At 64.8% G+C, this 21,866-nt stretch carries 19 protein-coding genes; 9 read left to right on the top strand and 10 right to left on the bottom strand.

Going from position 1 to position 21,866, the window contains the following annotated elements; translation table 11 throughout:
- Nucleotides 1-4: 4 nt before the first annotated feature.
- From J0X27_RS02730 to J0X27_RS02705, 6 genes are all read right to left on the bottom strand, one after another.
- Complete coding sequence (locus J0X27_RS02730; protein WP_207270939.1) at nucleotides 5-490, bottom strand: Rpp14/Pop5 family protein; 486 nt, start codon at nucleotides 488-490, stop codon at nucleotides 5-7.
- 1 nt (nucleotide 491) lies between these two features.
- Nucleotides 492-1,121 (bottom strand): class I SAM-dependent methyltransferase, encoded by a 630-nt coding sequence (locus J0X27_RS02725; protein ID WP_207270938.1) that lies wholly within the window; start codon nucleotides 1,119-1,121, stop codon nucleotides 492-494.
- Nucleotides 1,105-1,809, bottom strand: coding sequence for an RNase P subunit p30 family protein (locus J0X27_RS02720; RefSeq protein WP_207270937.1), 705 nt, complete (start codon nucleotides 1,807-1,809; stop codon nucleotides 1,105-1,107). The genes J0X27_RS02725 and J0X27_RS02720 overlap by 17 nt, the downstream gene beginning before the upstream one ends.
- Before the next feature lie 159 nt (nucleotides 1,810-1,968).
- Entirely contained in the window at nucleotides 1,969-2,256 is a 288-nt protein-coding gene (locus J0X27_RS02715; protein ID WP_207272004.1) for a hypothetical protein, read from the bottom strand.
- Between the two features lie 358 nt (nucleotides 2,257-2,614).
- Nucleotides 2,615-3,433, bottom strand: coding sequence for a transcriptional regulator TbsP (gene tbsP, locus J0X27_RS02710; protein ID WP_207270936.1), 819 nt, complete (start codon nucleotides 3,431-3,433; stop codon nucleotides 2,615-2,617).
- Nucleotides 3,434-3,883: 450 nt separating this feature from the next.
- Nucleotides 3,884-6,031, bottom strand: coding sequence for a hypothetical protein (locus J0X27_RS02705; RefSeq protein ID WP_207270935.1), 2,148 nt, complete (start codon nucleotides 6,029-6,031; stop codon nucleotides 3,884-3,886).
- Nucleotides 6,032-6,174: 143 nt separating this feature from the next.
- Between J0X27_RS02705 and glyA the strand changes: the two genes are divergently transcribed.
- The 3 genes from glyA to folD all read left to right on the top strand — a co-directional run bounded on the left by glyA (nucleotide 6,175) and on the right by folD (nucleotide 9,427).
- Nucleotides 6,175-7,422, top strand: coding sequence for a serine hydroxymethyltransferase (gene glyA, locus J0X27_RS02700; protein WP_207270934.1), 1,248 nt, complete (start codon nucleotides 6,175-6,177; stop codon nucleotides 7,420-7,422).
- Between the two features lie 200 nt (nucleotides 7,423-7,622).
- The gene (locus tag J0X27_RS02695) at nucleotides 7,623-8,435 is read left to right on the top strand and encodes an alpha/beta fold hydrolase (protein ID WP_207270933.1); all 813 of its coding nucleotides are present in this window, start codon (nucleotides 7,623-7,625) and stop codon (nucleotides 8,433-8,435) included.
- Nucleotides 8,436-8,533: 98 nt separating this feature from the next.
- The gene (gene folD / locus J0X27_RS02690; protein WP_207270932.1) at nucleotides 8,534-9,427 is read left to right on the top strand and encodes a bifunctional methylenetetrahydrofolate dehydrogenase/methenyltetrahydrofolate cyclohydrolase FolD; all 894 of its coding nucleotides are present in this window, start codon (nucleotides 8,534-8,536) and stop codon (nucleotides 9,425-9,427) included.
- 167 nt (nucleotides 9,428-9,594) lie between these two features.
- Here folD and J0X27_RS02685 read toward each other — a convergent pair whose 3' ends face one another.
- Entirely contained in the window at nucleotides 9,595-10,320 is a 726-nt protein-coding gene (locus J0X27_RS02685) for a DUF7117 family protein (RefSeq protein ID WP_207270931.1), read from the bottom strand.
- 309 nt (nucleotides 10,321-10,629) lie between these two features.
- Between J0X27_RS02685 and J0X27_RS02680 the strand changes: the two genes are divergently transcribed.
- The 4 genes from J0X27_RS02680 (at nucleotide 10,630) to J0X27_RS02665 (ending at nucleotide 13,839) form a co-directional block, all read left to right on the top strand.
- Nucleotides 10,630-11,274 carry a hypothetical protein gene (locus tag J0X27_RS02680; RefSeq protein ID WP_207270930.1) on the top strand — a complete coding sequence of 215 codons (645 nt, stop codon included), beginning with the start codon at nucleotides 10,630-10,632 and terminating at the stop codon, nucleotides 11,272-11,274.
- A 242-nt stretch (nucleotides 11,275-11,516) separates the two neighbouring features.
- On the top strand, nucleotides 11,517-11,663 hold the full coding sequence (locus J0X27_RS02675) for a hypothetical protein (protein WP_207270929.1): 147 nt from the start codon (nucleotides 11,517-11,519) through the stop codon (nucleotides 11,661-11,663).
- Nucleotides 11,664-12,126: 463 nt separating this feature from the next.
- Nucleotides 12,127-12,402, top strand: a complete 276-nt coding sequence (locus tag J0X27_RS02670) for a PadR family transcriptional regulator (protein ID WP_007108369.1) — start codon at nucleotides 12,127-12,129, stop codon at nucleotides 12,400-12,402.
- A gap of 129 nt (nucleotides 12,403-12,531) precedes the next feature.
- Nucleotides 12,532-13,839 (top strand): MgtC/SapB family protein, encoded by a 1,308-nt coding sequence (locus tag J0X27_RS02665; RefSeq protein WP_207270928.1) that lies wholly within the window; start codon nucleotides 12,532-12,534, stop codon nucleotides 13,837-13,839.
- A gap of 269 nt (nucleotides 13,840-14,108) precedes the next feature.
- Here the strand turns inward: J0X27_RS02665 and purD are convergent, their stop codons facing one another.
- Nucleotides 14,109-15,401 (bottom strand): phosphoribosylamine--glycine ligase, encoded by a 1,293-nt coding sequence (purD, locus tag J0X27_RS02660; protein WP_207270927.1) that lies wholly within the window; start codon nucleotides 15,399-15,401, stop codon nucleotides 14,109-14,111.
- Between the two features lie 139 nt (nucleotides 15,402-15,540).
- Here purD and J0X27_RS02655 point away from each other — a divergent pair, with 139 nt between their 5' ends.
- Entirely contained in the window at nucleotides 15,541-16,377 is an 837-nt protein-coding gene (locus J0X27_RS02655) for a hypothetical protein (protein WP_207270926.1), read from the top strand.
- A gap of 22 nt (nucleotides 16,378-16,399) precedes the next feature.
- Here J0X27_RS02655 and J0X27_RS02650 read toward each other — a convergent pair whose 3' ends face one another.
- Nucleotides 16,400-19,084: a DEAD/DEAH box helicase gene (locus J0X27_RS02650; RefSeq protein ID WP_207270925.1), complete on the bottom strand. Its 2,685-nt coding sequence runs from the start codon at nucleotides 19,082-19,084 to the stop codon at nucleotides 16,400-16,402.
- A 3-nt stretch (nucleotides 19,085-19,087) separates the two neighbouring features.
- Entirely contained in the window at nucleotides 19,088-20,773 is a 1,686-nt protein-coding gene (locus tag J0X27_RS02645; RefSeq protein ID WP_207270924.1) for a ribonuclease H-like domain-containing protein, read from the bottom strand.
- 303 nt (nucleotides 20,774-21,076) lie between these two features.
- Here J0X27_RS02645 and J0X27_RS02640 point away from each other — a divergent pair, with 303 nt between their 5' ends.
- Entirely contained in the window at nucleotides 21,077-21,769 is a 693-nt protein-coding gene (locus J0X27_RS02640; RefSeq protein ID WP_207270923.1) for a hypothetical protein, read from the top strand.
- Nucleotides 21,770-21,866 lie beyond the last annotated feature (97 nt).

Genomic DNA, 21,866 nt, shown 5'->3' with positions numbered 1-21,866 from the left:
AGTATCACACGAGATCGTAATCGAGGTCTGTCGCGCCCACGAACGCCTCATCGAGTCGGACGTCCCCAACGCCGTCCCGCAGGACGGCGACTCGCTCTTCGTTCCCGAACACGACGTTTCTCTCGTCGGAATCTTGCCCGCCGCGTCCTAAATAGTTTTCTTCAGCCGCCCGGATCGTGCCACTGATACCGCGGACCCGAATCCCGACGGGAGCGCCGTCGATCGCGTCGATACAGGCCAGTGCCGCTCGAGCGGGTTCGGTCTCACCACGTCGGACCCTGACGATCGCTTCCCCCCGGCCGTCGGCGAACGCGAACCGAACGACCGTCAGATCGGCGTCGGCGCTGCCCGGATCGCCCAGGAGGTTCTGGCCCGCGTACCACAACTCCCGCTGGAACGATCGGCTGTCGATCCGCTCGTCGGGCCAACTCTCGAGTTCGACGGCGAGATATCGCCAGCGCGGCCGGAGGTGCTTCGGGAGATGTTTCATCCTATTCGGCCGCCGCGTCGACGTCGGTCGGACCCCGTTCTGCGACTAATACGCCAACCTGGTCGTGGACCCGTTCGACGGCCGTCAGCGAGAAGCCGGCGTCGGTAAAGGCGTCCGCGAGCACGCCGACGGTCGCCGGATCGTCGACCTCGGGCGAGTAGAACGGCTCGTCGGGGTCGGGCTCCCCGAAGAACATCACGTCCCCGAGGACGAACCGACGGGGCTCGAGGTCGGCGATGACCGCGATCGCCTCGCGCTTTTCCTCGTCCGAGAGGTGATGTAAGGCGAAGTTCGAGGTGACTACGTCGACCGGACCGTCGTACGCCGGCTCACGGAAGGTGCCGTGATCGAACGCGAGGTTCTCGAGGCCCGCCTCGGCGGCTTTCCGCGTGGCTTCGGCCATCATCTCCTCGCTGATGTCGCGGCCGACCACCCGCTTCGCGTCGGGGGCGAGCGCGAGCGCGATCGCACCCGTCCCGGTCGCGAGGTCGAGGACGACGTCGTCCTCGCCGGGGGCAGCGTGTTCGACAACGAGGTTCGCACAGGCGTGATACTCCTCGGATTTCGAGTCGTCGTACTCGCCGGCCTTCTCGTCGAACCGGGCGGCGTGTTCCTCAAGCGTCCTCTTCATACCTGCCCCGTTGGACCCCCGGCTCAATGAACGACTCGGAGTCGACGTGCCGATTGCGCTCGGCCAGCCGCCCCCACTCCGCGAGGCCGTCCTCGACGAACTCGGGCGAGAAGCCGATCCGGTCGCCGAGCGCTTTCAGTTCGCGCGGTGCCCGTAATTCGAGGTGTGAGGTCGGATCCCCACTCACGACGTAGGGAGCGTCGTAGTGGGCGACGATTTCCCGGAGCTTTCGCAGCGATTGCAGGATCCGGACACGACGACCGCCGCTCTCTCGTAGCACCCCCGAGAGGTCGAACTCGAGGCGGACGCCGTTTTCGACGGCGGCTTTCACCAACACGTGGTTGACGTCGCCGCTCTCGGTCATCGGATGTGCGAGCACGTCGACTTTCGGCTGTTCGACGGCGAAGCGATTCAGCGCCGTCGTCCCGCCGTGGATCCCGACGATCGTTTCCGACGTTCGATAATTCCCCACCGACCCGCCCGCTTGCTGGGGGTCGTCGGCCCGGATCTCGACGCCCTCGACGACGTCGAGCCCGTACTCCGCGCGGATCCGTTCGGGATCGTAGTCCGCTCGAGCGTCGTCGTGATTACGCACGACCACGCCCTCGTAGCCGTAGTCGGCCGCCGTTTGTGCGAGCCTGGCGACCGTGCTCTGTCCGTCGGGATGGGCGTGGACGGCCTCGTACATATGTGACCCGTCTCACGGCGTCGACTTGGGGTTTGCGCCATGTGGCGACCGACTGATCGAATATGGAATTCGATCGTAGAGAGTGTTCGTTAGTCCCAAACCGTAGCTGAAAGTCCCAGCAGACGAGAGTGACGCAATCAGTCGATGACGAGCGATCCGTCACACGAACGTCCTGAAAGAGACGATCCCCACTGTGAGCATCAGGAGACCGAGAGCGACCACGATGACGGCACCGCCACAGTTGACGACGCGGTAAATCAACGAATGCTCCCGATCGAAATCCTCCCTCGTGAAGACGTTGTCAAGACCGACCGCGAAGGTGAACGTCGTTCCGAGCCCGATAACCGCGGTGGTCACGAACCCAGCGAGTACAAGGCTGACGACAGTGACGAGACTTCCGATCAGTCCCAGTCCGAGACCGACAACATAGAGCTGACGGGCGTCCATCGTCACACTGAGCCGACACTACAATCACGGCGGATATGTATCTGCCGATCGTGCGCCCCGCCGGAACTGACTCCCAGTCCGCTACTGAGGGGCGTACAGAATTACATGGCCGGGAGCGCGCCCGAACGAATCGTGAGGGCGCGGGACTCGGGGGAGGGCAGGCGCTTACCCGTAATCTACCGCGAGCGAACGAAGTGAGCGAGCGGCCTTTTTTGGTCGAGATTTTTTGCGCGAGTGGTGAACGAAGTGAACCCGAGCGGAAAAAGGTCGGTGCGAGTGCTTTTGATCGAAATTTTGCCGAGGGACATCGCGCTGGCGGCTTTGCCGCCAGCGCGATAGACCGCAGAGCAAAATTTCGCTAGTTGAGAATCGACTGCGCCACCGTCGCGAGCTGGCCGTTGTCGGCCTCGCTGAGTCGGTCGTCGCCGATCTTGAGACGCAGGCGCGGGCGGCCGACGTCGATCGGGACCTTCTCGGTGTCGATCAGGCCCATGTCCTCGAGCTTGGTCTTCGTTCGGGAGAACGTCGCCTTGGAGGCGATGCCGACGTCTTCGCCCCACTTGCTGATGTCGTAGAGCAGCGCCTCGTTTTTGGCTGCAACGAGCAGCGAGATGGTGACCTCGTCGAGCCCGTTGCCGTCCCCGCGAGCGGTTTCGAGGGAGTTGAGGATCGCAGTGAAATCCGCCTCGGCTTCGGGGCTGATCTCGTCGGCGAGGGTCTCGCGGACGTCCGTAATCGGGGGCGTTCGAAGGTTGAATTCGGTGGCACCGTCCCAGCGGCCGGCGTAGGTGTCGAAGGTGTCCGCGACGAAACTCTCGTCGTCGGTGATCAGCCCGCCGACGCGGTCGCCGGCGTGGACGATGGCGATCACGCGATCGTCGCTGACCAGCAGCGAGTTTTCGGGTGCTTCCTCGAGCGTGCGCATCGAGAGTGCCCCCTCGCTGATGAGATCGGCCGCGTTCGAGGCGACGATGAAGTCGTCCATGACGTCTTTCAGGGTTCGTTCGTCGGCGAGCATGTGGACCGACGGCAGGTCCCCGTCGAACGCAGTCGCGACGGCGACGAACTCTTCGATGGCGTCTGCAGACGGGTTGACCATATACACGTCACCGGTCGCGTCCTCGAGCATGGAGTCGAGGATATCGTCAATCTGATGGTTTAGTAAATTCGAAGTCATGTCTATACAGAAGTAATCGGGATCGGTCTACTTAATTTTGGTGGCCGTTTGCACAGCAGAACTTCTCGTTTAGCGCCTGAACCGGTGATTTTTGTCCCTACATTCGTTAGTTCGCCAACGAAACGATCCTATCTCAGCCGGACATGTGAATCGAGAGATACCATCCGTGGGTCGGCCACTGTCTCGAGTGTCCGTCTCAGTATCGGCCCTCCAGCAGTGCAGACGTCTCGGGGACTGGGTTGGGTGATCCGAGACATCAATTTGTCAACAATAACTATATACATGAACCGTGTTATTACCGTATCGTATGGGTGTTCGACACAATCGACTGTGGTGGGTCGTACAGGAGTTGGCAGAGCGGACGAGAATCGGGCAGAACGCGGATCGGTCGTCGCGGCAATTGACGGCGCGAGCAAAGCGGGTCAGTACGTACGGCGGCCCGTAACCGAGTTATCGATCGAACCGGCGACTCAATTCTTTCGACCAGTAGATGTCGCCATCGTAGATAACTGAGGCCTCCGTTTCTTCGAGCATCGTCGCGAGTTCCGGTTCGGTAAGCGTAAAGCTCGATTCGTTGCCACAGAGGAAGGCATACTCGTTGGTTTCGGTGTGGGGAAAGTAGTACGAGCCGGTGACTCGCGTCGAGTAGCAATCGAGTGTCAGTAGATACTGCGGTTCGCTCTCGACGTCGTCGAGTTCCTCGAGTGTGGCGGTCGTCGGAAAGGGGGTCTCGCCCTGTGTGAGCGAGTGGGTGCCGTCGCCGACGACGGCGTAGTCTTTGCCCATCATGATTCGTCTTCGGGCGAGTCCCATCGCTCGTTCGATGCTGAAGCCGTGAACGAGCAGTTTGGCGAACGTCGAGCCGACCTTGACGGCGTGGTCGTTCAGGACTTTCGTGAACGTGACGGCACCGGCGACGCTACCCTTTTGGATCAATCCCATCCCTTCGTAGAACGAGCCACAGGCGTTCAGGAAGAACGTCTGGGCGTTACAGCGCTCGAGGCTCGAGGTCGAAAGCGTGCCGTCGGGACAACAGAGCCCGTCGGTCTCGCAGTGACCGATGTAGTGGACGAAGTCGTGATCATCCTCGAAAACGCGGGCGAGGGCGGCCGTATCGAGCGATTCCGCCACGGTGACGTCCATCGACAGTTCGTCGGAGCGTTGGTGATAGATTTCGGCGACGTCGTCGTGTTCGCCGGCCATCTCCGGATCGTTCAGGACGACACAGATCGAGGTCGAATCGCTCGTCCGTTCGAGGAAGTTCAGGCGGTTGTGATAGGCCTCTGGGGTGGACTTGAAGACGTCGATCGGGACGCCATCGGCGAGCCAGCCGTGGGTTCGGCCGTTCCGGAGTCCGGGTTTGACGATGTCGACCGAGGCGACCTGTCCGGTGCTCGCTCTGTCCGGGGCAGGCGGTCGTCCGCTCGCGGTCCCGGGTCCGGGATCGCCACCCCGATAGAAGTCCTCGAGCGAGCGTTCGACCAGTTCCTGGCCCTCGAGTTCCGAGGTCTGGGGCGTGTAGATCATGCTCAGCCGGTCGAGCAGGAACGGGAGCGTCTCGACGCTGTCGTAGGCAGGGGTGACGTACGTCGAGAGGTGCCACTCCGGAAGCCGGTGTTTGATCGCCGCGTAGGGGACATCGAGGTAGGTCGCGAGCCGATCCTGGGGGGTGGCATCGTACAGCGCGTTGGCGTCGAGCTCGAGTGCGTCGAGCAGGCTGTACTCCGAGAGGGTCGTTCCGTACGGGCCCACGTTACGGACGAGACAGTCGAGAAAGAAGGTCTTCCGGAGCAACCGTTCGACGTCGCGCTCGAGTTCGGGCATCGGCGCGAGTCGCTCCTCGATCGCGTGATCGGCGAGTCGGAGTCGGGGCCGGGCGTGATCCGTCCCGGTTGGGGTCCCGGTTCCCGTCCCCGTCGTCCGCACGGTTGCCTGCAGGTAGTACGCCAGCGGCGCAGTCACGAACAGCGACTCGTAGTCCGGCGGGACGACCAGCTCGATCCCGTGATCGGGGGTATCGGACCGAATACAATCCGGGATCTCGAGGGTATCGCCGTGCTCGATCAGTGACGGGTGGCCCCGAAGCGTGGGGTACGACCGGTCCGGTCGCTCCGTTTTGTGTGAGGCGGCCATCCGCGTAATGGCCTCGGCGATGGCCGAGGGGGAGTCGGGGACGGTGATCGTCCCGGCGGGGAACTCGTGACGACAGCGGACGCCGAGGATGACGCGCGTTCGGTCCGGAAAGGAGACGACGACCTCCTCGTAATCGTCGGTCTTCCGGATCGTTGCGGAGCCGGAGAACCGAAGGTAGGACTTGATCTCCGTGTCGATGTCGATGACGTACTCGTCGGGAGACAACGAGAGCGGCTCCCCAGTGGGGTCGAGTTCGTGCTGATCCTCGAGGCCGAGGGAGAACGCGTAGACGACCGCGTGCGGGAACCGGAGTTCGTCAGTCGTCAGCACGATCGTGTCGTCGACTGGCCGCGAGATGTCGACGCCGGAGCCGTCGACGACGAGTTCGTCACCGATGACCGTTAGCTCGGCGTTGTCCGCGTCGGTGACGTGGAGGGTGTCGCCGTCTACCGCCCACTCTATCATTCGGTTGGCTGAATGTCACTGGGAGAAGTTAGTTGTATCGGGGTACCTGTTCCAAACGGCAATTACTGTTCGGGAGTACTCGATAGTGGCTCGACTTGCCGGGGAAGGGTACACTTATACAGCCGCCAGACTGCAGTTCGGATATGAACCACGACAAGGTTCGGGACGTCGATCCCGCCGTCGCCGACGCCCTCGAGGCCGAGGTAGACCGCCAGCGAGAGACGTTACAGATGATCGCCAGCGAGAACCACGCAAGCGAGGCGGTCATGGACGCGCAGGGCAGCGCCTTGACGAACAAGTACGCCGAGGGCTATCCCGGCGAGCGCTACTACGGCGGTTGTGAGTACGCCGACGAGGTCGAGCAGCTCGCGATCGACCGCGCTACGGAACTGTTCGGTGCCGACCACGTCAACGTCCAGCCCCACTCGGGCACGCAGGCCAACCAGTCGGTCTACTTCGCGATGCTCGAGCCCGGCGACAAGATCCTCTCGTTGGATCTCAACCACGGCGGCCACCTCAGTCACGGTCACCCGGCGAACTTCACGGGGCAGCTCTACGAGGTCGAACAGTACGAGGTCGACCCCGAAACGGGCTACATCGATTACGATTCCCTCGCGGCCCACGCCGCCGAGTTCGATCCCGACATCATCGTGTCGGGGTACTCCGCGTACCCGCGCGAAATCGAGTGGGAGCGGGTTCAGGCGGCCGCCGACGAGGTCGACGCGCTCCACCTCGCGGACATCGCCCACATCACCGGACTCGTCGCCGCCGGCGTCCACCCCTCGCCGGTCGGCGTCGCCGACTTCGTCACCGGTTCGACTCACAAGACCATCCGCGCCGGCCGCGGCGGGATCGTCATGTGCGACGAGGAGTACGCCGACGACATCGACGCCGCCGTCTTCCCCGGCGGGCAGGGCGGCCCGCTCATGCACAACGTCGCCGGCAAGGCCGTCGGCTTCAAGGAAGCCCTCGAGCCCGCGTTCGAGGACTACGCCGAACAGACGGTCGCGAACGCGAAAGCGCTCGGCGAGTCCCTCACGGAGAACGGCCTCTCGCTGGTCTCGGAGGGGACCGACAACCACCTCGTGCTCGTCGATCTGCGCGAGAGCCACCCGGACACGTCCGGCGGCGACGCCGAAGACGTCCTCGAGGAGGCCGGTATCGTCCTCAACGGCAACACGGTGCCCGGCGAGACGCGCTCGCCGTTTAATCCAAGCGGGATCCGTGCCGGCACGCCGGCGCTGACGACCCGCGGCTTCGACGAGGACGACTGCCGGACGGTCGGTGACCTGATCGCCCGCGTCGTCGACGCCCCCGGAGACGAGGCCGTCATCGAGGAGGTCCGCGCCGAGGTCGACGACCTCTGCGACGCCAACCCGCTTTACGAGTAGTCGACGGCCGCGTCGCCTCGGCCGGTCCGGCTACGAACGGCACGCGATCCCGTTTTTCCGCGACTTCTTAGGCAGGCTCGAGACCGGTGAGGTCCACGACCGCGTTGGTGCTGGGAACCACGTCGCCGATCGTCGCCCGTTTCGAGCGAGATCCCTTCGGACCGAATACCTTTTGTAACTTACCAATGAGTCTAGTTAGCATGAGTGACGAAACGGCGACGGCGATGTACCGAACCAGAACCGACGCGTTGACCACCGACGTCGGCGAGGGACGGCCGGTCGTCTTCGCCCACGGGACATTGATGGATCGGACGATGTTCGAGCCCCAACTCGAGGCCCTCAAAGACGAGTACCGGGCGGTCGCCTACGACCTGCGGGCGCGGACGGACCGGTACGCGCCGGAGTACGATCTGTGGGAGCTGGCCGACGATTGTGCGGCGCTACTCGACGGGATCGGGGAGGACAGCGCGGTCATCGCCGGCATGTCGATGGGCGGGTTCATGGGGCTGCGCTTTGCCCTCGAGTACCCCGAGCGGGTCGACGGGCTGGTCTTGATCGACTCGATGGCGACGCCCCATCCCGAGGAGGAGCGGGCGGAGTACGAGGCCCTCGTCGAGCCCTACGAGGACGTCCTCGAGCCGCTGCCCCGCGAGATCGCGGCGGGCTCGACTGGCGAACTGTTCGGCCAGACGACCCACGAGGAGAACCCGGAACTCGTCGAGGCGTGGGTGGATCGCTGGGCCACCTATCCCGGCCGGGCGGTCCACTATGAACTCAACTCGTGGCTCGGTCGCGAGGACGTGACCGACCGGCTCTCGGAGATCGACGTGCCGGTCCTGATCGTCCACGGCGAGGAGGACCCCTCGATCGCGCCCGAACAGGCCGAGCCGATGGTCGAGGAGCTGCCCGACGCCGAGATGGCACTGATCCCGGAGGCGGGACACACCTCGAACCTCGAGGGGCCGGAGGCGGCAAACGACGCGATCCGGACGTTCCTCGACGAGCGGTTCTGAGAAGATGTATCCACGTACGTGTATATTCGGGCCGATACTGGCCCAGTTCTGAGCACGAATCCGGGGATTAATGAGCCTCGCGGTCGCCCACTCGAGTAATGACCGAGATCATCGACGGCAACGCCGTCGCGAGCGAGATTCGGGACGATCTGACAGACGCGATCGAGACACTCGCCGACGCAGGTTCACGGCCGGGACTGGCGACCGTGCTCATGGGCGACGATCCCGCGAGCCAGACCTACGTAAATATGAAACAACGCGATTGCGAGGAGGTCGGCATCGACGGTCACCACGTCGACGTCGACGGTGACGCGCCCGCCGAGGAGCTGTACCAGACGATCGACGACCTCAACGAGAATCCCGACGTTCACGGCTATCTCGTTCAGGACCCCGTCCCGGACCACATCGACTATCGCGAGGTAATCCGACGGATCGACCCCGCGAAGGACGTTGACGGGTTCCATCCGGAGAACGTCGGTCGTCTCGTCGCCGGCGATGCTCGCTTCCGTCCCTGTACGCCACACGGCGTACAGAAACTGCTCGAGGCGTACGATATCGAAACCGAGGGCGCCGACGTAACGATCGTCGGTCGCTCCCGGATCGTCGGGAAACCGCTCGCGAACCTCCTGTTTCAGAAAGCCGACGACGGCAACGCGACGGTGACGGTCTGTCACTCCCGAACCGACGATCTCGCTACGAAGACGCGGAACGCGGACATCGTGGTTGCAGCGGTCGGCGCTCCGGAACTGATCGACGGGTCGATGATCGGTGAGGATGCCGTCGTCATCGACGTCGGAATCAACCGCGTCGACGCCGACACCGACAAGGGGTACGAACTCGTCGGCGACGTCGAATTCGAGAGCGCCAAGGAGAAAGCGAGCGCGATCACCCCGGTCCCCGGCGGCGTCGGCCCGATGACCCGTGCGATGTTGCTCTACAACACGGTCAAAGCCGCGAGTCTGCAGGAAGACGTCGCCGTCGACCTCCCCTGAGTCGCCGGTCCCGGGTTCGATTTCGCGTCTCCCGCTTTTCGTCGCGTTCGCCGGCTCCGGTTTCGATCTCGGCGAACGGAATCGATCACCACGAACGGTGACACGGCCGCGTCGATGGCGGCCCCGCCGGCTCCGTTTTCCGCGTCGGTCGCTCGTTCTCCGTCGGGTCAGTCGATCGAACCGAACTCGAGGCTCTCTAACCGTTCTTGGGACCGTGTGAACGCGAGTTCGTCGCCGCGAAGGCCGTTTGTCAGGTTGCGGGTCGCCTCGACGAGCCGTTCGGCAGTCCGTGGCTCGACGTCGCCGTCGAGCATTCGAATCCGCGTGACGTGTTCGCCCAGTGTCTCGAGTGCGCTTCGCTCGCTCGCGGTCAGGTTGCGGTCGTCCGTCCAGGTCCGAACGTCACGTCGGTACTCACGGATCGCGTTCGCGTACGCGAGGCCGCGGGCCGCCCGGAGCGAGCGAGGGACGTCGTCGACGGGCGGACGCTCACCCTGATCGGCGTCCCGGAGTAACGCGAGGAAGTACAGCTCTTCGCGCTCCTCGAGGTGGATCTCGCGGGCGACGATGTCGGCGACGTGGAGCAGTTCGGTCGCGGCGAGGTAGGTATCGTCGAGTTCGCGGAGCGTCCCGGCGTTGACGAATCCGCGTCGGCGAACGTACTCGCGACAGCGGTCCCGAGCGCGTTCGGCGAGGTCGTCGGTCGCGACGTCGTCGATCGCGTTCCGAACGGGGGTGAGATCGAACGCCACCTGGAGATCGGTGTGTTCGGTGCGTTCGTCGACGCCGACGCTTTGCAGGCTGCCACAGCCCGGACAGCCGACACTCCCGGTCTCGTAGTACGACCAGCGGGTCCCACACTCCGTGCACTCGCGCTCACCCCGGATCTTCATGTGAGCGACTACGGCCGGGATACCAAAAGGCCCACCGGACCGGCGACGGATGCTCGAACGACGCGATCGGCGGTCGGCGAGGACCGACCGTGGACGGGAATCGGATCCGCCGACGCTCGATCGTGGCCCAATGGCTGCCCTGAGCGGTGTGAAAGCGACGACAGTCGCCCGCGCCTGAGCGTCGGTTGCGTCGGAACGTCGTTCAATCGACGATGATGGTCATCAGTGTCGTGGCGTCGTTCAATAGGTGATTAACGGACGGCAGGTGCAGGCCACATCGAAACCAACCGGAACGTCCTACCCGAATATATGTCCGGTACCCAACTGAACCGACGGACGTTCGTGGCCGCGGCAGGAACAGCAAGCGCACTCGCGTTAGCCGGTTGCGCTGACGGCGGCCCGGGTGACGAAGACAACGAAACGGAAGACGGCAACGGGGAACCTGCTGGGGACAACGAGACCGACGAGGAAAGCGGCGACGAAACGTATACGCTGACAGCGACGGTTCAGGACGACCAGGAAGAACCGGTCGAAGGCGCGACCGTCACTCTCGAGGAGGCGGGCGTCGGCGGCATGGGCGACGAAGAGATGGGGAACGAATCGGAAAACGAATCGGGGAACGAGTCGGCCAACGAGTCGGTCACCGAATCGGAGAACGAGTCCGAGAACGAATCAGCCAACGAATCGGCCAACGAGACCGAAGACGGTGCCGCCACCCAGAGTTTCCCGATGGAAGACGAAACCGACGAGAACGGCGACGTCGAATTCGAGGAACTCGAGAACGGAGAGTACACTGTGAGCGCCGAAGACGGGGGGCAGGAAGCCGAGGACGACGTCGAAATCGATGGGGCCGACGAAGAGGTTACCCTGATGCTCGGGGAAGACGGTGGGGCCGCAAACGAAACCGAAGACGGCAACGAGACTACGGGTGACAACGAGACCGAAGACGTGTAATCGATCTCCGATCGCCGCAATCGAGACGCTCCCATCGAGCCCGGTCCGGCTCGGGAACGACCTCTCTACTGAATGGGATTCAGGTGGAGCTGTCGAACGGTTCTGACGATCGTTTCAGGACGGAAACCGCTCTTTCCGGATCGAAACGGAGGATCGACGTCGCCGCCGACTCGCGACTCTCGACCGACGGCCTGGGATTCGGCGTGGCGGCTTTTTTGCCCCCTCGGTCGATACTACTCCGTATGCGTGACGAAGACGAGATCCGCGAGCAGTACGAGTTCCTCAAAGAACACCTCGAGAGCGACGACATGCGACACGACGGTGTCGAAGAGATGTTTACCTACTACAAGCGCGCGATCGGCTGGGTGCTCGAGGAAGAACACATGTGATCGAGGACGTGTCGGGAGCGGTCGACCCCGCGTCTGACCGGACACTGTGTCGTTACCTTTAAGTCCCTCCAACAGAACCTTTCACGTGACGCTTCGCTTGGAGGGCCGAAGCGTCAGCGGGGACCAATTCAGGGCGGCAAGCGATCGCGTGACATTTTTCCGTCACGCGATCTGCTTTCCTGTTTCGATGTACTACACGCTGGAGCGACGCGAGTGCGATAGTCGCGACTTCGTTCGAAGCCGACAGCGCTTGGCGTTATTCAATATAATTGTACCGAAACGTAATCACTGAACTGTAAACATGAACCACTCATTATGTGTGGTCGACCGAGCGATTCGTCACGGGTGTTATGGGTTTTCTGTCCCGAAAACGTGGCTCCTCACTGGTAATAGCCCTCTTTCGATCGGAACAACCCGATAGCCTTATTAAAATTCGACAGTAAGTGTGATTGGTACTTTCCCAATGTACGACCTGACAGGATTTCAGCGTGACTTGCTCTACGTCATCGCTGGCGAGGACGAACCCCACGGACTGGCGATCAAAGAAGAACTCGAGCAGTACTACGAGAAAGAGATCCATCACGGCCGGCTCTATCCCAACCTCGACACCCTCGTCGACAAGGGACTCGTCGAAAAGGGCCGCCGCGATCGGCGAACGAACTTCTATACGCTCACCCGTCGCGGTCGCCGCGAACTCGAGGCGCGCCGCGAGTGGGAATCCCAGTACGTCGACTTATAAAGAGCGCCCGTCGACGCAGTCGGACTTCGCCACCGCCGTCGGAGGCCGCCCCCAGTCGCTACTGCGGGTCGTGTGGCCCCGCTCGTCACCGGCGCGTCGTTTATATGTGGCCATAGCAAACGAGCAGTAGTGAACGAGGCTGCGCTGCAGGTCGCCGACGCGCCCCTCGAGGAACCGATCGTCCGGCTCGCGCTGGCCGGCGCACTGGGGATGTTCCTCGGACTCGAGCGCGAGTGGTCCCAGAAGTCCGCCGGCATCCGCACGTTTTCACTGATCAGCCTGCTCGGTGCGGTCTTTACCGTCCTCGTCCGTGAGGGCGACGTCGGCGAAAGCCTCCTCTTTCTGGGTGGGCTGTTGGTGATCGTCCAGGGAGTGTTGCTCGCCGTCCAGGGGCTTACCGAAGAGGACCCGGCCGACACGGGACTCTCGTTGACGACGTCGGTCTCGATGCTCGTCGCCTACGGCATCGGGGTGCTTGTCGCTGCCGGGTTCATCCTCGAGGGCGTTACCGTCGCCGTCCTCTCGTCGCTGCTGCTCGTGTTGAAACGGGAGCTCCACGAATTCGCCTGGGGGCTCTCCCGCGAGGAAATGCGTTCGACGACGGAGTTCGCCATCCTCGCGTTCGTCATCTATCCGCTCCTTCCGGCCACGTACGAGCCCGAAGTCGCAGGGGTCACGATCCCGCTCGAGCCCCAGGTCATCTGGCTGATGGTCGTCGCCGTCGCGGGGATCGGCATCGCCAACTACGCGATCGTCTCGACCTACGGCGGGCGCGGCATCGCGATCACCGGTTTCTTCGGCGGCCTGGCCTCCTCGACGGCCGTCGTCGGAACGATGCTCGATCACGTCAACCAGCGCCCCGAGGCAGCCTCTTACGCCGTCGCCGCGATCCTGTTGGCGAACGCCGCCATGGCCACCCGCAACCTCGCGATCGCGGTCGGCTTCACCGCCGGCGGTGAGACCGGCATTCTCGTCGAGGCGGTCGTTCCGCTCGGAGCCGTCATCCTGCTCGCCTTCGCCGTCGCCGCCCTCACGGCTGACTGGAGCGAGTCCGGCCCCATGGAGCTCGAGAGCCCGTTCTCGCTGAAGAACGCCCTCGCGTTCGGGGCCGTCTTCCTCGTCGTCCTCGTGTTCGGATCGCTGGCCGAGACGTGGTTCGGAACGCTGGGCTTCTACGCGACCGCCGTCGCCAGCGGCTTCGTCTCGAGTGCCGGCGCGACGACCTCCGCCGTCGTCCTCTATCGTGGCGGGCAGCTCGGTCCGGCCGAGGCGACGATCGCGATCTTGCTCGCGACGGTCTCGAGCATCGTGGTCAAGGCGTTGCTGGCAACGACGTCGACGAACGACGGCTTTCGGAACCGCGTCGCGGCCTACAGTACGATCCTCCTGGTGGGTGGTGGGCTGGCCGCAGCGGCGATCGCCGTTGTTTCGGCCTGACTCCCGTTACTCGATCCCGTTCTATGTGACGATATGGACCGAGCAACGGCGCGACCGGCGATAGCGACGGTCCCCGGTGAACGGGTCAGCGAGTGGGTCGACTCTCACCACCGATTCGCCACCCCAGCACGTACGCCTACGGGGTCGTCCGGGATGCAGGCGGCGAGGCGATCGAAACCGTCGCTGAAGAACAGGATCCGAAACCCGGTGACCGGAACCGGTCGGCGGCGGTAGCGACCGGGGTGATCGTGTTGTGGCGGTCGGGGTCGTTACTCGCCGCGAAGTTCGTTCATGTGGTCGATTCGCTTCTGGACGAGGTCGGCCTTGCCGATGTCGTGGCGCACGCGCAGTCCCTCCTCGCCGGCGACTGCGAGCGCGTCTTCCGCGATCTCCTCGGCTTCGTCGATCGAGTCGGCGACGCCGACCAGCGCGAACGACCGCGAGGTGGTCGTGTAGATGCCGTCGTCTCGCTCTTCGACGCTGGCGTAGTACAGCAGGGCGTCACCCGCACTCTCCTCGTCGACCTGCACCTTCGCACCCGCCTCGGGTTCGGTCGGGTATCCCTCCGGGACGGCGTACTTACAGACCGTCGCCTGCTCGGCGAACGCCAGTTCCGGCAGCGGGTCGCCGTCGCGAGCGGCGGTGAGCACGTCGAGGAAGTCGGTCTCGAGGACGGGAAGCGTATTCATCGCCTCTGGGTCGCCGAAGCGGGCGTTGAATTCGACGACGCGCGGGCCCGTGGTGGTCAGCATGAACTGACCGTAGAGGATGCCACGGTAGTCCTCGAGGGCGTCGACGGTCGCCTCGATGATCGAGACGGCCTCGTCGTAGTCGTCCTCGGTCATGAACGGCAACTCGTCGGTCGCGTCGGAGTAGCTGCCCATGCCGCCCGTGTTCGGGCCCTCGTCGCCCTCGTAGGCGCGCTTGTGGTCCTGCACTGCCGGCGCGGTCCGGAACTCGCCGTTCGCGACGAACGCCTGAATCGTGAACTCCTCGCCGATCAGCCGCTCCTCTAAGACGATCCGGTCGTACTCGGAGTCGCGGATGTAGGCCTTGCCCTCCTCGGCGGTGACCTGGTCGCCGATGACCTTGACGCCCTTGCCGCCGGTCAGCCCGGCGGGCTTGATCGCGAGGTCGCCGTCGTAGTCGTCGATGAAGTCACAGGCCGCCTCCACGTCGTCGAAGGTTTCGAAGTCCGGACAGCCCGGAACGTCGTTTTCCCGCATGAAACGGCGCTGGAACGCCTTGTCCGTCTCGATGCGGGCGTCTTCCGCTTTGGGGCCGAACGCGTAGACGCCAGCGGCCTCGAGTGCGTCCGCGACGCCGGCTTCGAGCGGTGCTTCGGGGCCGATGACGGCGATCGTCGCGTCGACGTCCTCGGCGTAGTCGACGACTGCCTCGGGGTCGGTCGTCTCGAGCGACTCGAACCCGGCGGCGAGACGGGTGATACCGGGATTCTTGTTGCCGGCACAGGCGTACAGGTCGGCTTCGCTGTCCTCGAGCGCACGGGCGATGGCGTGTTCGCGGCCACCGCCGCCGATCAGGAGCACGGTCTCTCGCATGGTCGATAGCGGAACGCACGAACCTGTAAGCGTTGCTCTTTCCTCGAGCCGAAAGTATACACGATCATGGCTACGCGACCGAGCGCGTCCCGCTCGAATCGATAGAAAATATATACCGCTTGGTTGTAATATCTCGTTCATGAACCGCCGCCCGTTCCTTCAGGCCCTCGCCACCGGTGGTGCCCTCCTCTCGGCCGGCTGTACCGAGTCGCTTCCGCTCACCGGGACGCGGTTGGAGACCGACGACGTGTTCGAGGAGTACTGGTACGAAGAGACGGATCTCCTCGTCCAGTTCCGCGACGACGTCGACGTAGAGCAGGCGATCCTCGTCGATTCCTCGACCGACGAGGAATTCGATCGCGTCGAGGGCCCGGTCGGAACCGCTCGCTTCCCCGTGCTCTTCCCGAATCGGCTCGAGACGGCCCTCTCCAGTTATCCGGGACTTCGCGTCCGAGCCGAGACGCCGGACGGGACGGCGCACCTCTCCGTCTGGGACGTGATCCACGGCGTGACGAGAGCCGTCGAACCGCTCCCGGACGGTCGCGCCAGGTTCACGCTCGAGAACCAGGGTGATGCCCCGCTTCTCGCGCGCTTCGTCGCGATCTACGGCGACGTTCCGAACCCGACGGTCGATCCGCAGGCCGACTCGTTCGACTCGTCGACGTTCGATCCGGGGCCGGGCGTCATCGGTATCGAGGAGAACCGTCCGCTCTCACCGTCGAGAACCGATCTCGTCGTCCCGCCAGGCGAGACGAAACCGTTCGAAACGACCTACGCGCCGTTTGTCTTCCCCGACGGTGTCGACGCGGCCGACTGTGGCGATGCGGAACGCCGCGGGAAGATCGCGGTCCTTCACGGCTCCGGCGGCAGCGCCACATACGGGTTCACGTACACGCTCGATGGTGAACCGGCTGCACGTGACGGGCAAACCGCGGCCGTCTGTGAGACCGTCGAGACGGGGTCCGAATCGAACTGATCGAACGATCCCAACATCGTCGTCAGGCGTAAAACAGCGGCGGTCGCCGATCGCCCCCGTACTCCTCGTCGGGGAGGTGGGGCTCGAGCGCCCCCTCGTCGGCGTCGCCCAGCAACTGATCCAGCACGTCCACGGCCGCGTCGCGGTGGAGCGGCTGGTTGTCGTTCCCACACTGGTCGTCCATCACGCAGGCCGGACAGCCGTCGACGTTCCCGCAATCGCAATCCGCGATGAGTTCTCGAGCGCGCTCGGCGACGGCCTCGTAGTTCTCGTAGATCGCCCGCGCGAAGCCCAGTCCACCCTCGATACCGTCGTAGATGAACCAGCCACTGGCGGGGGTACGCTCGAGACCGTTCGCGATCTCCCGTACCGTGGCCTCGGCGGCGGCGATGTTTCGCGGCGCGCCGTCGCCCCCACTGCCCGCGGGTCCGAACTGGGAGCTCGCGTCCGCATCCGTGTCTGCCTCCCGATCGAGATGCGAGTCGATCGTCAGGGTCGCGAGGCCACCGAGGTCGCGCTTGTCGACCATCAACTCGAGGGGCGCGACGCCGATCGTCGCGTGCTCGGCGGCGTGGAGCCCACCCGCGTAGCCCAGATGGGCCGTCCCCGCCAGCCCGTCCTCGAGTTCGGGCACCTCGAAGCTCCGGTATTTCTCTACCAGCGCAGCCTCGACGCGCTGGGGCACCTCGAGCCAGCACAGTTGCGTCTCCATCTCGAGTGGCGGGTTCTCGGTTGGGATCCCCTGCTCCGTGCGCTTCCCGCCGTGAACCGCGACCTTGTCGTAGCTGCCGTGATACACGAGCACCCGGCCGCGGCCGAAATGCAGCGTGAACTCGCCGATCTCGCGGGACTCCTCCGAGACGGCGTCCAGCACCGTCACGTCGGTGCGCGTCCGCGTGTAGTAGTCGACGTCCGTCGGCCGGACGGTCACGGAGGGCCGGGGCGCGTCGTGGTCGACGTCCGTCACCTCGTATTGCTGGCCCTGATGCAGCCGGACTGCGCCCTCGTGGAAGTCCCGCAGCACTCGCTCTTTCGCGAGCGGCTCCATCTCCGGGTCGTGGCGCTCGTCGACGCCGTCGGCGAGTTCGACCTCGTACTCCTGACCCGTCGTCGCGTACAGCGAAATCGTCCGTTGGGGTCGCGGCGGCCCCACGTAGGAGACGCCGGTCTCGAGGCTGCCCCGTAACTGCCCCGCGCGCCGCCACATTTCGACGGCCCGCTCGAGGCGACCCCGATCGGCGAGGGTCCCTCCGTCCGAGTCGTCGATCGCGAGTTCGTCGGCCGCACAGCGCAGGTGCTGGGCGAACACCGCGTCGTTGGTCACGTCGACGACGGCGTCTTCGACGTCGGCCTCGAGCAGGTAGTCGGGGTTCGAGACGACGTACTGGTCGAGCGTTCGGTGTTCGGCGACCAGCACCGACAGGGCCCGCTTCGTCCCGCGACCCGCGCGGCCGATCTGCTGCCAGAACGACTGGCGCTGCCCCGGGTAGCCCAGTTGCACCGTCGCGTCCATCTCGCCGATGTTGATCCCCAACTCGAGGGCGTTGGTCGAGGCGACGCCGTCGAGCACGCCGGTCTTGAGCTGGTGTTCGGTCCCGTGGCGTTTCTTCCGCGAGTGACCCGCGTGGTAGGGCTCTAAGGCGGCTCCGCGGTCGGGGTTCGTGTAGTAACGACGGTTGTCGCGGCGGTGTTTCGACGCCCGCTTGACCGAGAGTTCGGCGAGTTTCCTCGAGGGGGTAAAGAGCAGGGTCTGGGCGTCGTGGTAGGTGAGATGCGAGAGCATCCGCGGGGCCTCGACGGTGGCGGGGACGCGCTCGACGATGGCGTCCTCGGCCGCGTCGGCCGTTCCCTCCTGTGCTGGCTTGCCGTCGTCCTCGCGAGCCCGTGGCGGCGGGTTCCAGAGCACCAGATCCCGCGGCCCCGTGGGTGAGCCGTCCTCGTCGACGACCGTCACGGATTCGTCGATCAGCGCCGTCGAGTGCGCTTCTGGGTTGCCGATCGTCGCGCTCGTGAGAACGAACTGCGGGTCGGCGTCGTAGTAGCCGAGGACCCGCTTCAGCCGGCGAACGATCCACGCGACGTGCATTCCGTGGACGCCCGTGTAGGTGTGGGACTCGTCGATCACGACGAGGTCACAGGCCGAGAGGAACCGCGCCCAGCGGTCGTGGTCGTGGAGGTAGGTGTTCACGCCCGCGAAGTTGGAGATGATGACGTCGGCCTCCTCGCGGATCCGCTTGCGATTGCGCCCGCGCTCGGTGTCGCCGTCGTAGACCCGGACCGTGATCTCGAGTCCTAGCTCGTCGAAGAGGTCGTTCAGCTCCCGCTCCTGATCCCGCGAGAGTGCCTTCGTCGGGTAGAGAACGTACGCCGTGGCGTCCTCGTTTCGAGCGCGGGCCTCGAGATAGTTTCTGGCGATCTGAAGGGCGTAGATCCGAGTCTTCCCCGACGACGTGCTCGTCGCGACGCAGACGTTTTCGTCGCGGGCCAGCGCCTCGAGAGCCTCGGCCTGATGCGAGTAGAGGGCGTTCTCGAGCGGCGCGGCCAGTTCGGGACGGAGCACGCGCTCGTTGGGTACCGTCGACGCCTCGCGGCCGGACCGCTCGAGGACGGTGACGTCGTCGCCGGCTCGGTAGCCGGGGAAGGTGTCGACCAGTTCGTCGCCGGTGACCGGTACGTCCGCGTGCTCGGCTTCGTGTTCGCTACTCATGGCTTAGAAATCGCTCAGTCCGGTTTGCTCGCTGTCGGTGCCGTCGCTCGCGTCGCGTCGGATCGCTGTTCGTCCCGTCGCCTCGGGTCCAGCCCGCTCGGAGCCCGACCCGCTCGCACTCGAGGGAGCGGCCGACGACGAGCCGCTCGAATCGGGCCGACTCGAGGCCGATCCGCGTTCGATCGACGACGCCGACGCCGTCGGCGCGTCCCGCAACCGCTCGTAGACGTGCCAGAGCGCCCGGCAGTCGTCCTCGCAGTAGGCCTCGTGGCGGTCCCACTCGAGTTCGGTGCCCGTCCGCATGAACCGCTGGTAGGCCGCCGCCGTCGCCGCGCCGTCGAGTCCCGTGGCCGCGTCCTCGTAGCCCAGCGCAGCCGCGACGGCCTCGAGTCGGTTCGTCCGGCCGGGCAGCAGGGCGTTCTCGTTCCCCACGGCCCAGAGGTAGAGGTCGAACTTCGGGATCGACTCCCACTCGTCGGTGTAGTAGGGGAGGTGCTTGGCGATGAAGGCTCCGAGATGGCGATAGTCGAACCGCCAGCCGTTCCACGTGAGCAAGGCTCGATTCGGGTGCATGCCCAGCAGCCAGTCGCAGAAGGCCTCGAGCACCGACGCCGGGTCCGTCGGATCGTTCGTCTCGACGAACGCACGATAGGTGTCCGTGGCGGGGTCGTAGACCCCGACCTGCCAGATGATCGTCGGCGAGAGGCCGTCGGTTTCGATATCGAGACACAGCGGCGGCTGCGACCAGTTCTCGCCCGGGAGCGACTCGTCGGTTACTCGTCTCGGCTCGCCGGTCTCGAGGACCGTCGCGTGCCGGTGGCTCCGCCGCGCGCGGTCGCGACCGACGCCGGGGAGATCGGCCAGCGTCTCGAGGGGTGTCTCGAGGAGGTCGGCCCGCGTCGTCACGCCGCGATCGGCGAGCCGTCCGGCCGTCTTCGGGCCGATTCCGGCGACGGCCTCGAGGCCGAAGTCGGTCACCGCGTGGGTGTCGACCCGGTCGATCCCGTCGGCGGTGACGGTCACCGTCGCGATCGACTGGCGGCTCCCGTAGCCCTCGACGGGGCCGACACCCCGGAGGCGAACGGCGACGCGGTCTCCCTCGACGGGATCGTCATCGTCGATGCCGCTGTCGCCGACGACGTCGTGGTCGACCGCGCGGACCTCGCCACTCGGTGATTCGAGGTGCCACAGTTCGTCGTAGCCGGCCGGTTCGCTCCCCGTCAGAACGGTCGTCACCTGGCCGGTCGGCAGCGCCGTCGCGAGCGTCGCTGTCCCCTCGAGGATCGTTTCGAGCGTCGTCGGTCGAACGGTCGTCGTGACGTCGTCACAGACGATCGCGGCGACGCCCGGGTCGGCGATCGGCCGGTCGCTCGAGCGGGCCTCCGACGATGCTCGAAGCGATTCGAGCCCCTGTGCGACGGCGATCTCGATGGCGTCGGAACCGCCGTCGGCACGGATCCGTTCTCGATGCGGGGCCGGCCCGCTACCGGTCTCGAGGGGCGGGTGAAACGCCGGCGCGTCGAACGCCCGTCGGGCTCTGGCGAAGGCCTGTGGCTCGCGCTCCGGACCGAGCACCCAGACGGCGTCGGGCTCGAGGGTCGCCTCGAGATCCGCGAGCGTCGCGGCGGGGCGGTCGGTGATCGCAGACGGCGGGAGGGCGAGCAGGCAGACGCCGTCTCGGGCAGTCATCGCTCGTCGGAACGGCCGCACCGATAAAGACGGTTTGGATACCGAAGTGAAAGTGAAGCGACCCGAATCGACCGGCGCGGAAACCGGGTTGCCCGGATCGGTTCGAACGGGACCTACCGCTCCCGACCAATGAGGGTGACAGCGACCGCTGATACGTGGTTCAGCATGGTCAGTATCGATCGCGTTTCGCTACTGTCAATCGAATTTCGCTACTGTAGCCTATTCAGGTGGAATACCGAGTCGGTACAGTAGATGTTTTTTCTTTGAACACGATGTAAGTACAAGCGTCTGCTATCGTTCCCTATGAGACGACGTCAACTCCTCGTCGGCGGCCCGTTCGTACTCGGTGCAGTGTCCGGCTGTGTCGGCAGGTTCCACCCAGCCAACACGCGACGTGAGGCAGACCGCGTACACTTCACGGAAATAGCGGGCGACTACGTCGTTTCGATCCGAAACGAACTGACCGAATCAGTGGATGCGTCGGTCACAGTGACTGCTGCCAACGGGGCGACGGAGGACGAAACCGTCTCGGTCGAACCAGGAGACGAGACGCCGGTCAGGGGCTTGTTCACGGCGGGGCCGGAACCGTACACTGTGTCGGTGTCGACCGACGAAACGGCGACGGAACGGACGCTGCGGCCGACCGAGTCACCGTACGACGCGTTTGCGTACACGATTTCGTCGGACGAGATCAGCTTCCAGAAGGGCTACAGACCGACGTCCGATATCGTGATCTCGAACGATAGCGACGAGCGCGTCGACGTTCGACTGACGATCAGCGATTCCGCGGACAGCGCTACTTTCTACGATATCATCACTCTCCCGCCGGACGACCTCGTGGCCTTCCGAGACGTCTTCGTGGCCGGGAGAGAGTACGACGCCACTGTCCGGGCCGACGGGATGACGAAATCGACGACACATCTGAATTCGGATACGAATAGTCTCTGGGTCGATGTCGAGCGTCACGATCTCCGCCTCTCCGTCTCGGAACGGTGACTTTCCCGCCCCGGAACGAGTACGGATCGTGCCCGGAACGCCGCTACTGGTTGCTTGCGCTCCCCTCGAGGGGGTCGAAACGCTCGAGAACGATGAG

The sequence above is a fragment of the Natrinema longum genome, assembly GCF_017352095.1.
Lineage (GTDB): Archaea > Halobacteriota > Halobacteria > Halobacteriales > Natrialbaceae > Natrinema > Natrinema longum.
This window is presented reverse-complemented; position numbering and strand designations above follow the sequence as displayed.

Excerpts from the sequence above, each read along its gene's own strand:
- J0X27_RS02675 (WP_207270929.1), top strand. The coding sequence starts at position 11,517 with ATGCGTGACGAAGACGAGATCCGCGAGCAGTACGAGTTCCTCAAAGAA.
- J0X27_RS02645 (WP_207270924.1), bottom strand. The coding sequence starts at position 20,773 with ATGACTGCCCGAGACGGCGTCTGCCTGCTCGCCCTCCCGCCGTCTGCG.
- J0X27_RS02730 (WP_207270939.1), bottom strand. The coding sequence starts at position 490 with ATGAAACATCTCCCGAAGCACCTCCGGCCGCGCTGGCGATATCTCGCC.
- folD (WP_207270932.1), top strand. The coding sequence starts at position 8,534 with ATGACCGAGATCATCGACGGCAACGCCGTCGCGAGCGAGATTCGGGAC.
- J0X27_RS02685 (WP_207270931.1), bottom strand. The coding sequence starts at position 10,320 with ATGAAGATCCGGGGTGAGCGCGAGTGCACGGAGTGTGGGACCCGCTGG.
- J0X27_RS02725 (WP_207270938.1), bottom strand. The coding sequence starts at position 1,121 with ATGAAGAGGACGCTTGAGGAACACGCCGCCCGGTTCGACGAGAAGGCC.
- J0X27_RS02720 (WP_207270937.1), bottom strand. The coding sequence starts at position 1,809 with ATGTACGAGGCCGTCCACGCCCATCCCGACGGACAGAGCACGGTCGCC.
- J0X27_RS02670 (WP_007108369.1), top strand. The coding sequence starts at position 12,127 with ATGTACGACCTGACAGGATTTCAGCGTGACTTGCTCTACGTCATCGCT.
- tbsP (WP_207270936.1), bottom strand. The coding sequence starts at position 3,433 with ATGACTTCGAATTTACTAAACCATCAGATTGACGATATCCTCGACTCC.
- J0X27_RS02715 (WP_207272004.1), bottom strand. The coding sequence starts at position 2,256 with ATGGACGCCCGTCAGCTCTATGTTGTCGGTCTCGGACTGGGACTGATC.
- J0X27_RS02650 (WP_207270925.1), bottom strand. The coding sequence starts at position 19,084 with ATGAGTAGCGAACACGAAGCCGAGCACGCGGACGTACCGGTCACCGGC.
- J0X27_RS02695 (WP_207270933.1), top strand. The coding sequence starts at position 7,623 with ATGAGTGACGAAACGGCGACGGCGATGTACCGAACCAGAACCGACGCG.
- glyA (WP_207270934.1), top strand. The coding sequence starts at position 6,175 with ATGAACCACGACAAGGTTCGGGACGTCGATCCCGCCGTCGCCGACGCC.
- J0X27_RS02705 (WP_207270935.1), bottom strand. The coding sequence starts at position 6,031 with ATGATAGAGTGGGCGGTAGACGGCGACACCCTCCACGTCACCGACGCG.
- J0X27_RS02640 (WP_207270923.1), top strand. The coding sequence starts at position 21,077 with ATGAGACGACGTCAACTCCTCGTCGGCGGCCCGTTCGTACTCGGTGCA.
- J0X27_RS02680 (WP_207270930.1), top strand. The coding sequence starts at position 10,630 with ATGTCCGGTACCCAACTGAACCGACGGACGTTCGTGGCCGCGGCAGGA.
- purD (WP_207270927.1), bottom strand. The coding sequence starts at position 15,401 with ATGCGAGAGACCGTGCTCCTGATCGGCGGCGGTGGCCGCGAACACGCC.
- J0X27_RS02655 (WP_207270926.1), top strand. The coding sequence starts at position 15,541 with ATGAACCGCCGCCCGTTCCTTCAGGCCCTCGCCACCGGTGGTGCCCTC.